The 9,076-nt window shown below is 55.6% G+C and carries 8 protein-coding genes; 1 reads left to right on the top strand and 7 read right to left on the bottom strand.

The window, feature by feature from the left end; all coding sequences use genetic code 11:
* Positions 1 to 250: 250 nt before the first annotated feature.
* The 6 genes from nadC to ptsP form a co-directional block, all read right to left on the bottom strand.
* A complete protein-coding gene (nadC, locus tag QV747_RS05405; protein WP_273429209.1) occupies positions 251 to 1,096 on the bottom strand; it encodes a carboxylating nicotinate-nucleotide diphosphorylase in 846 nt (281 codons plus the stop codon).
* On the bottom strand, positions 1,093 to 2,460 hold the full coding sequence (locus tag QV747_RS05400) for a phosphomannomutase/phosphoglucomutase (protein WP_273429210.1): 1,368 nt from the start codon (positions 2,458 to 2,460) through the stop codon (positions 1,093 to 1,095). Before QV747_RS05400 ends, nadC begins: the two co-directional genes overlap by 4 nt.
* Positions 2,461 to 3,477: an alpha/beta fold hydrolase gene (locus tag QV747_RS05395; RefSeq protein WP_308445251.1), complete on the bottom strand. Its 1,017-nt coding sequence runs from the start codon at positions 3,475 to 3,477 to the stop codon at positions 2,461 to 2,463.
* Between the two features lie 100 nt (positions 3,478 to 3,577).
* A complete protein-coding gene (gene ptsG / locus QV747_RS05390) occupies positions 3,578 to 5,305 on the bottom strand; it encodes a PTS glucose transporter subunit IIBC (protein WP_273429212.1) in 1,728 nt (575 codons plus the stop codon).
* A 187-nt stretch (positions 5,306 to 5,492) separates the two neighbouring features.
* Positions 5,493 to 5,852 carry a PTS transporter subunit EIIB gene (locus QV747_RS05385; protein WP_273429214.1) on the bottom strand — a complete coding sequence of 120 codons (360 nt, stop codon included), beginning with the start codon at positions 5,850 to 5,852 and terminating at the stop codon, positions 5,493 to 5,495.
* Between the two features lie 11 nt (positions 5,853 to 5,863).
* The gene (ptsP, locus tag QV747_RS05380; protein ID WP_273429215.1) at positions 5,864 to 8,398 is read right to left on the bottom strand and encodes a phosphoenolpyruvate--protein phosphotransferase; all 2,535 of its coding nucleotides are present in this window, start codon (positions 8,396 to 8,398) and stop codon (positions 5,864 to 5,866) included.
* Positions 8,399 to 8,483: 85 nt separating this feature from the next.
* On the opposite strand from ptsP, the gene QV747_RS05375 reads away from it, so the two are divergent.
* On the top strand, positions 8,484 to 8,684 hold the full coding sequence (locus tag QV747_RS05375; RefSeq protein WP_273429217.1) for a hypothetical protein: 201 nt from the start codon (positions 8,484 to 8,486) through the stop codon (positions 8,682 to 8,684).
* A gap of 7 nt (positions 8,685 to 8,691) precedes the next feature.
* On the opposite strand, the gene QV747_RS05370 is transcribed toward QV747_RS05375, so the two are convergent.
* Positions 8,692 to 8,967 carry an HPr family phosphocarrier protein gene (locus tag QV747_RS05370; protein WP_081986604.1) on the bottom strand — a complete coding sequence of 92 codons (276 nt, stop codon included), beginning with the start codon at positions 8,965 to 8,967 and terminating at the stop codon, positions 8,692 to 8,694.
* Between the last annotated feature and the right edge of the window lie 109 nt (positions 8,968 to 9,076).

Here is a 9,076-nt window from a genome sequence, read left to right as displayed (position 1 = left end):
CCAGAGAAACTTGTTTTGTTTCGCTGCGTCATCAGCAGAGAGGCCGAACTATACCGACGCCCCCAGACTCGGTCAACCACTTCCTGCAAGAAAAGTGCAACAAAAGCGATAACCTATTAATTTAGTTTGAAATTTATTTTTGGCTACCGGCAACGGATTGGCGGTAAGCGCTGTAGGCCCAATAAAACCAAGGCCCGCTTGCGCGGGCCTTGGTTTTATATTTTGCGTGATCGAAGCCGGTTTGCTTGGCTTAGGCCGCCGTAAAGCGCATCGATAGATCAATAGCGCGAACATCTTTCGTGAGCTTGCCAATCGAAATACGCTCGACACCGGTCGCGGCAATCGCTTGCACCGTGCTGAAATCCACACCACCGGAGGCTTCCAGTACGGCTTGGCCCTGCGCCATCTCAACGGCGGAGCGCATATCGGCCAAGCTCATATTATCCAGCAGCACTGAGGTGGCGCCTGCCTGTAATGCCTCGGCGAGCTCGGTGAGGTTTTCCACTTCCACCTGAATGGTGACATGCTTTGGTGCCAGCGCCTGAGCTTGGCGCAGCGCTGCAGTAATACTGCCGGCGGCCATGATGTGATTTTCTTTGATCAAGATGCCATCAAATAAACCAATCCGCTGATTCGCACCGCCACCGACGGTCACCGCGTATTTCTGGGCGCGGCGCAAACCGGGCAAAGTTTTGCGGGTATCGTGAATCACCGCGCGCGTGCCTTGCACCAGCTCGGCATAGCGGTGAGTTTCGGTCGCCACCGCGGATAGCGTCTGGATAAAATTAAGCATACTGCGCTCGGCTGTAAGCAGACTACGGGCATTGCCCTGCAAGCGAGCAATAACGCTATCTGCAGCAACATACTCCCCCTCGGTAAATAACCAGCTGACCTGAATGCTGGCATCCACCTGCCGGATGACCTCGTCAGCCCACGGCAAACCGCACAAAACGGCCGGCTCGCGCAGCACAATCGTGGCACTGGCTTGCGCTTGGGCGGGGATAAGCTCGGCGGTCCAATCTCGTTCGCCAAGGTCTTCGGCTAAAGCGGCGGCAACGTTGGCGGCAATCAGATGCTGGGGAGGAGTCACAATCATGATTCAAGACTATAAGAAGGGAAAGGAAGCGGCGCGATGGCGGCCGCCAGTTCGTGTTCAATGCGCTTCAGCGCAGCGGCATCATCCGCTTCGATGCGCAGCGTAAGTACCGGTGTGGTGTTCGAGGCGCGGATAAGGCCAAAGCCATCTGCGTATTCCACCCGCAAACCATCCACCTGGCTGATATAACTTGCGCTGGGGAAAGCGGCGCGCTGGGCAATATCTTGTACCAGCAAATGCCCGGCCCCACTCAATGGAATTTGCAACTCATGCGTGGCTAAACACTGCGGCAGGCGGGCTAACTCGGCATCCAGATCCAGCCCAGAGGCCACCAGTTGCAAGAGTTTGGCCCCCGCGAAGAGCGCATCATCCACATCCCAGCCCGCAAAGGCAAAATGCCCGGATAACTCGCCCGCCACCAGCGCTTTGCTTTGTTTCAATTTGCGCTTCATATGCGAATGGCCCGTCGGGATCGCTTCGGCCGTACCGCCTAGCTGCGCTACCCATTTGGCCACTGCCCGACTGGATTTCACATCGAATAACACATGCCCGGCTCGCTGCGCCAGCGCCTGACCAGCAAATAGCATTAATAAACGATCACCCGGAATCACCTGCCCACTGGCAGTCACTACCCCTAGCCGATCGCCGTCGCCATCGAAGGCCAAGCCCACATCGGCACCTTGCTGCTGCACTTGGGTACGTAAATCGCGCAGATTGGCGACCACTTGCGGATCGGGGTGATGATGAGGGAAATGCCCATCCACCTCGCAATACAGCTCGCTCAGCTCGCAACCCAAACTGCGAAATACATCCGCCGCCACCGCACCGGGCGCGCCATTGCCGCAATCAATCACCAGCTTTAATGGTTTGGCTAATTGGATCTGCCCTTGCAGTGCCTGCAAATAGGCAGGCAAAACATCCACGGCATGGCTGCTGCCCCCACTGGCGATGGGCAAATCATCGGCTTCAACTTGTTCACGCAGCGCCTGCAAGGCCGGACCATCCACGGTGTCGTTGCCCAGCATGATTTTGATGCCATTGTATTCGGGCGGATTGTGGCTGCCGGTAATCATAATGCCCGAGGCATCGGCCACCGTGCGAGCGGCGAAATACAATAATGGCGTGCAGGCCATGCCCAGACATTGCACCGCGACCCCGGCTTCCTGCAGCCCTTGCTGCATCGCGGCCAGCAAATCGGGGGTGGATAAACGTCCATCGCCGGCCAGCGCAATGCGCTGAATCTGGCGTCGCCGCGCCTGAGCGCCAATGGCCCGCCCTACCCAGTAGGCCACTTCGGGAGTCAACAAACTCACCGGACCTCGCACATCATAGGCTTTGAAGATCGCAGCAGGCAGGCGGGACATTTAACGCACCAGAGGTAAATGAAAAGTAAAAAATTTGAGTAATGTGCTGGGTAACCACTGCAAACGGCCAGGCGGCGGGCCGGATAAAAAGCCCACATGGCCGCCGTCGCGCGGCTGCAGCAATTGTACGTGTTCGCTCACTTGCTGGGCAGTTGGCAAACTCTGCGCCGGAATAAACGGATCATTCAGCGCATTAATAATCAAAGTGGGGATAGCGATATTGGGCAATAGCGGTTTGCTACTGGCTTGCGCCCAGTATTCATCCACCCCAAAAAAACCATGCAGCGGCGCAGTGACCAGATCATCAAATTCGCGCAGGGTTTTCACCCCTTTAACCTGCCGCCAATCAATAAACGGGTTTTCGGTGAGCTTGAGTTTGTATTGGGCTTTTTTGCGCATGGTGCGCAAAAAATTGCGGGTATAGATATGCCGGTTTAGCCCGTCGTCCAGCGCCACACCGGCGGCGGTTAAATCCATCGGCGCCGATACGGCCGCCGCCGCGTGGATAAATTCACCCGCGCGCGCCCCTTGTTCGCCCAGCCATTTCAGCAGAGCATTGCCACCCAATGAATACCCCACCGCAAAAATCGGCGTACCGGGGTGTTCTTTTTTTAGCCGGCGCAATACCCAATCAATCTCGGCGGAATCCCCCGCGTGATAGCTGCGTGGCAATCGATTAGGCACATTGCCGCAGGTACGAAAATGCGGCACCACGCCGCGCCAGCCTTGCTGGTATGCCTGTTGAAACAGCGAAATCGCATAGTGCGAGCGCGAACCGCCTTCTAGGCCATGAAATAACACAATCAGCGGCGTACCCGCCCGGCCTGCGGTCCAATCTACACCGATCGCATCGAGGTCTGGGGTAATCCAGTGTTCACGGCGGTAGCTCAGCGCACGCTGCCACAGCAGCACCGCTGGATAAATCGTTTGGGCATGCCCACCGGGTAACCAGCGTGCGGGCTGGTAGGAGGGCAAAAGCAGTTCTTTTTCACGCGCCATGGCGAAAGTGTGGCGCAATGCGCCTACGGATGCCAGTGTTTTATGCACAGGCCAGCGGCCGATAAAAAATCACCCCGCCGCAGCGGGGTGATCGATGGTACTCGCGGACTTGGCTGGCTTATAAAGTCGCCGCCAGCTGGCTCGCTTGCTCACCCACAATCAGATGCACAATGCCGTTTTCGAGCACGGCCACATCCACGATGCCTTGTGCTTTCAGTGCATCGGCATTCAGTAGCGCCACATCCGCCAGCTCGACCCGCACGCGGGTTACGGCCATTGGCACGGCACTGCGGATATTGCTCGCCCCACCCAATGCCGCCTGTAATGCCGCATTAGCCGCCGCTTTCGGGCTTGCAGCAACAGGCGCTGCAGCAGGGGTATTGCTCGCAGCGGCAAGCTTAGCGCCACCTTGCTTGATATACATCTCCATATCAGTTTTCAGATTTTCGGAGCGAGTACCAAAAATGGCCTGCATATTGTTGCCCACTTGCATCACGCCAGCAGCACCAAGGGCTTTTAGGCGGGCTTGATCTACTTTGGCGACATCCTGCACCGAAATCCGCAGACGGGTGATACATGCATCCAGCGATTGGATATTGCCAGCCCCACCAAACGCCGCCACCAGATCTGCAGCCATACTGCCAGCGCTTTGGCTCACCACGGTTTCTGTCACTTCATCTTCGCGGCCTGGGGTTTTCAGATTCCATTTCACAATCACAAAGCGGAATACGCTGTAGTAAATCGCCGCATAGATTGGGCCGATGATCAGCACATACCACCAGTTTTGCGCGTATTTACCCAAGGCATTGAACATCAGGAAGTCGATCCCGCCTTGCGAGAAAGTAAAGCCCATGTGCATGTTCAGTGTATTGGCGATGAACTGACCGCTGGCCGCCAGGAAGGCGTGGATCACATACAGCACCGGCGCGACGAACATAAAAGCAAATTCGATCGGCTCGGTAATCCCGGTGAGGAAAGAGGTCAGCGCAGCGGAGATCATGATCCCGCCCACCATCACTTTTTTCTCAGGTTTGGCGGTATGCCAAATCGCAAACGCAGCGGCGGGCAAACCAAACATTTTGAAGAAGAAGGCGCCGGACAAAATCCCTGCGGTTGGGTCACCGGCGAAGAAGCGCGCGATATCACCGTGTACCACTTTGCCTGCCGCGTCGGTAAAGCTGCCGATTTCAAAGAAGAATGGAACGTTCCAGATATGGTGCAGACCGAATGGAATCAAGAGACGCTCGATGAAACCATACACGGTGGCCGCCATGCGCGGATCAGAATGCGCCGCCCATTGCGAGAAGCTGTTGATCGCGCCTTGGATCGAAGGCCAGATCACCGACATGATCACACCCACGAAAATCGCGGCAATCCCGGTCACGATCGGCACAAAGCGTTTACCGGCAAAGAAGCCCAGATACGGTGGCAGCTCGATGCGGTAGTACTTGTTGAATAAAGTCGCGGCCACACCACCGATGATGATCCCGCCGAATACGCCGGTTTCCATCGATTTCATGCCCATGACGGTGGCAGGCTCCACGCCCATCACCGGGGCCATCACGCCCATGGTGGCGAGCAGCACCACGAAACCTACCGAAGCGGCAATCGCCGCCACGCCATCATTTTCAGTCAGACCCAGCGCCACCCCAATGGCGAAGATTAGCGGCAGATGACCAAAAATGGCCCCGCCACCGGCTTCCATTAGCTGTGAGACAACGGTAGGTAGGAAGGAAAAATGTGAAGCACCAATCCCCAATAACAAACCCGCAACCGGTAAAACGGCCACGGGCAGCATTAAGGCTTTCCCGATTTTTTGCAGTACGGCAAACGCGTTTTTAAACATCGACTTTCTCCTAAAAGCTTGCGGACTTGCTAATGCCACATGTCTTTTTTTAGTTTTGGTATGAATCGATTTTTAACGGGTATAGCTTTGCAAGCAATACGGTAAAAGGTTTATCTGTGAATACTGCCGGGATGTATTTGTTGATTTAAATCAAAAAACCCACCTTGCGGTGGGTTTTCGTAGGGACTTAAGCAGCGACTTGCTGACCGACAATCAGGTGAAACACCTTTTCATCAATCGCGGCCACGGCTTGCACACCGGCCGCCACCAGCGCTCGCTCATCGAGCCGGTGGCCATCTTTCAAGGCCACCCGCACACGGGTAGCGGCAATCACTTCGGCTTGCTGGACATTGTCCGCACCGCCCAAGCCCGGCAGCCATTTGCTATTGAGGGCTGCTTTACTTGCCGCCGCTGACGCAGCGGGTGCCACCGCTTTTGCAGCCGGCGTTGCCACCGGTGCAGGGGCTGCGGCAGGCGTTTTGCGCAGGGACATACCCACGCCCACGCCGATCACCAGGCCCACAATAAAAACAAGCAATAACGTCATGGTTCGATTCCTTATTCAACCAATTGCGACAAACGCGCGCGCACTTCGACTGCGGTACCTAGCTGCAATACTTCTGCCGCCAGTTTTTCGCACTCGGCTTTGTTCAATGAGCGCACCAGCGCTTTAATGGCTGGAATGCTTGGCACGCTGGCCGACAATTCATCCACCCCGATCCCCAGCAACAAGGGAATCGCCATCGGATCAGACGCGATACCGCCACACACACCCACCCACTTGCCGTGTTTGTGCGCGCCTTGCACGGTCATATTGATCAGATTCAATACACCTGGGTGCATCGCATCAGCTTGCTTGGCCAGCTTCGGATGACCGCGATCCATCGCCAGTGTGTACTGGGTGAGATCGTTGGTACCGATCGAGAAGAAATCCACTTCGCGAGCAAATTGCTCGGCCATCACGGCGGTGGCAGGCACCTCAACCATAATGCCGACTTGCACTTCCTGCGTAATACCCAGCGCCGCTTTTTCTTCGGCCACGATGCGTTTTACTTCGCGCACTTCTTCCAGGCTGGTGATCATTGGGAACATGATCGCCAGTTTCGAGAATGGCGCTGAACGCAGTACCGCGCGTACTTGGGTATGCAAGAGCTCTGGCTCGGCCAGACACAGACGCACCCCGCGCACGCCGAGGAATGGATTTTCTTCGGCGGGCATTGGCAGATATGGCAATGGTTTATCGCCACCGACATCCAGCGTGCGCACCACGAAGGTTTTGTCCGTACCCAAAGCTTTGGCGATGTCGATATAGATCTGGCTTTGTTCGTCTTCAGTCGGTGCATCGGTGCGCTCCAGATAGAGGAACTCGCTGCGCAGCAGACCTACGCCTTCACTACCCAGCTTCACGCCTTGCTCGGCATCATCCAGACCACCAATATTGGCCACGACTTCAACGTGGACACCATCTTTGGTCACGGCCGGCTGGAATGCCGCGGCCAATTCGGCTTCACGCTTCGCGGCTTGCTTGGCTTGTTTTTCACGAATATCGGTGATTTCGGCTTCCGATGGATTTTTGCGCAGCGTGCCGCGAGTACCATCCAGAATTACGGGGGTGCCGTTCGCCAGTTGCATCACGTCTTCATCAATGCCGCAAATCGCAGGGATATTCAGCGAGCGCGCCAGAATCGCCACGTGGCTGGTGGCGCCACCACCGGTGGTGCAGAAACCCAGTACTTTGGTGCGATCCATGCTGGCGGTATCAGATGGCGTTAGCTCTTCGGCGATCAGGATGGCGTTATTTGGCACCACCATGGCCGCTTCTTCCACCCCTGTAATCAGGCGCAGTACGCGACGGCCCACATCACGGATGTCATTCGCGCGGCCGGCCAGTACTTCGTTTTTCAAGCCTGCCAATTTATCGGCGTAGGTGGTGAACGCTTGTTTCCACGCAAAGCCTGCGCTCTTGCCCGCGCTAATACCGGCAATGGCAATCACCAGCAAATCTGGGTCTTCCAGCAATTCCTGGTGTGCCGCAAAAATCTCAGCTTTGCTGGCATCGGTGATTTCGGCTTTCAGGTTTTCCAGCTGCTGGTGCGCGTCTTTCAGCGCTTTATCCAGCCGGCGTTTTTCGACTTGTTGGCCTTCGCCCTGCTCGGCCACCGAAATCTCTTCCTGTTTCACATGAAACACATTCCCAACTGCCAGACCTGGCGATGCTGAGACACCGGTCAGAATGTTTGGATCGCTTGATTTCGGTTTAGGTTTAGCCGTTTTAACATTCAGCGGCGCCGGTTTGGTTTTGGCGACCGGGCCACCTACATCTTCGCCACAGCCAGTTTTGATCAATTCGGCAATCGCCGCTACTGCCGCAGCCGCGTCCGCGCCGGCTGCTCGCACGCGAATTTCATCGCCATGCTGCACTTCCAGCCCCATGATGGCGACCACGGATTTGGCATTGGCTTCTTCGCCCGCGCGTACCAATTTGATATCGGACTGATAAGTTTTAGCCGCATTGGCCAAGACCGCCGAAGGACGTGCATGCAGGCCCGTTGGGTTTGGTACTTTCAGCGGATCAGAATACGCTTCGGCAGTCGCACCCGTTTGCTGGGTAGCCGCGCCGGCGCCTGCCGCCAGATGCAGCGTCAGTGCCACATTCTGGCCGGCTTTCACCAAGCCGGTGGCGGGTACAAATTGGCTTACCTGATCGCTATTGGTAATCACGATCTGGGTCAGCAAAGACACCGCTTTGCGGGCCACCAGATCCATATCGAATTCAATCAGCGGCTGGCCGACATCCACGATGTCGCCTTCTTTCACCTTGGCCGTGAAACCATTGCCTTTCAGCATCACGGTATCCAGACCGATATGCATCAGCACTTCGATCCCGTTGGCCGTGGTCAGGGTCACCGCGTGTTTGGATGAGTGTAGTTGTGTCACTTTACCGGTAACAGGGGCCAGCAAAACAGAGCTGGTTGGATCAATCGAAATCCCATCCCCTACCATTTTCTGGGCAAATACCGGATCTGGCACCTTGTCCAGCGACACCATCACTCCGGAGAGCGGGGCCTTGAGTTCAATCAGGTTGCTCGACATAACATACCTCTTAGTAGCGCTTGTACGACAATTCGTGGCGGTGTTCTACGCGTGATTTTTTATTCCATCGGCGGATTGCGAATCGATGACTCAACAATCCCTGCTCAATGACGCGCGTGAATTCACCACGAATAAGATGGGCCGGATTTTAACCATTGCGCAGCAGAAAAAATTGCGTGTAATCAGTTTTTTAGCGCCCAAAGGCTGGGAATTTACGAAAAATTACAATTCCTCAGCTTGGATTACGCGGCCCAGAAACAAAAAAGGGCAGCAAGCTACCCTTTGATGCGGTTTTATTTTTCCCCACAACCCGAGGAAATGACCTGGGTGAGTGCAGAGATGGCCGCCTGAGCATCGGGCCCGTCGGCTTTGATCTGGATTTTATCGCCGAGGCTGACATCCAGGCCCATCACCGAAACCACGGATTTGGCATTGGCTTCAATCGATTTGAACACCAGTTTGATGTCCGACTGATACTGCTTGGCAACATTCACCACATTCGCGGCTGGCCGAGCATGCAGGCCAGTTGAATTCACGATACTGATGGGATTAGAGACGATTGCAGCCATAATCAACCTCAAAGTGAAAAGTAATCATTAGTGCGCTTACATGTGCGCAGCGATGCACACATCATAGCTAAGTTTCAACTTACTGTACCTGCGGATTAACCATTATGGC

The sequence above is a fragment of the uncultured Chitinibacter sp. genome (genome assembly GCF_945957625.1).
Lineage (GTDB): Bacteria > Pseudomonadota > Gammaproteobacteria > Burkholderiales > Chitinibacteraceae > Chitinibacter > Chitinibacter tainanensis.
This window is presented reverse-complemented; position numbering and strand designations above follow the sequence as displayed.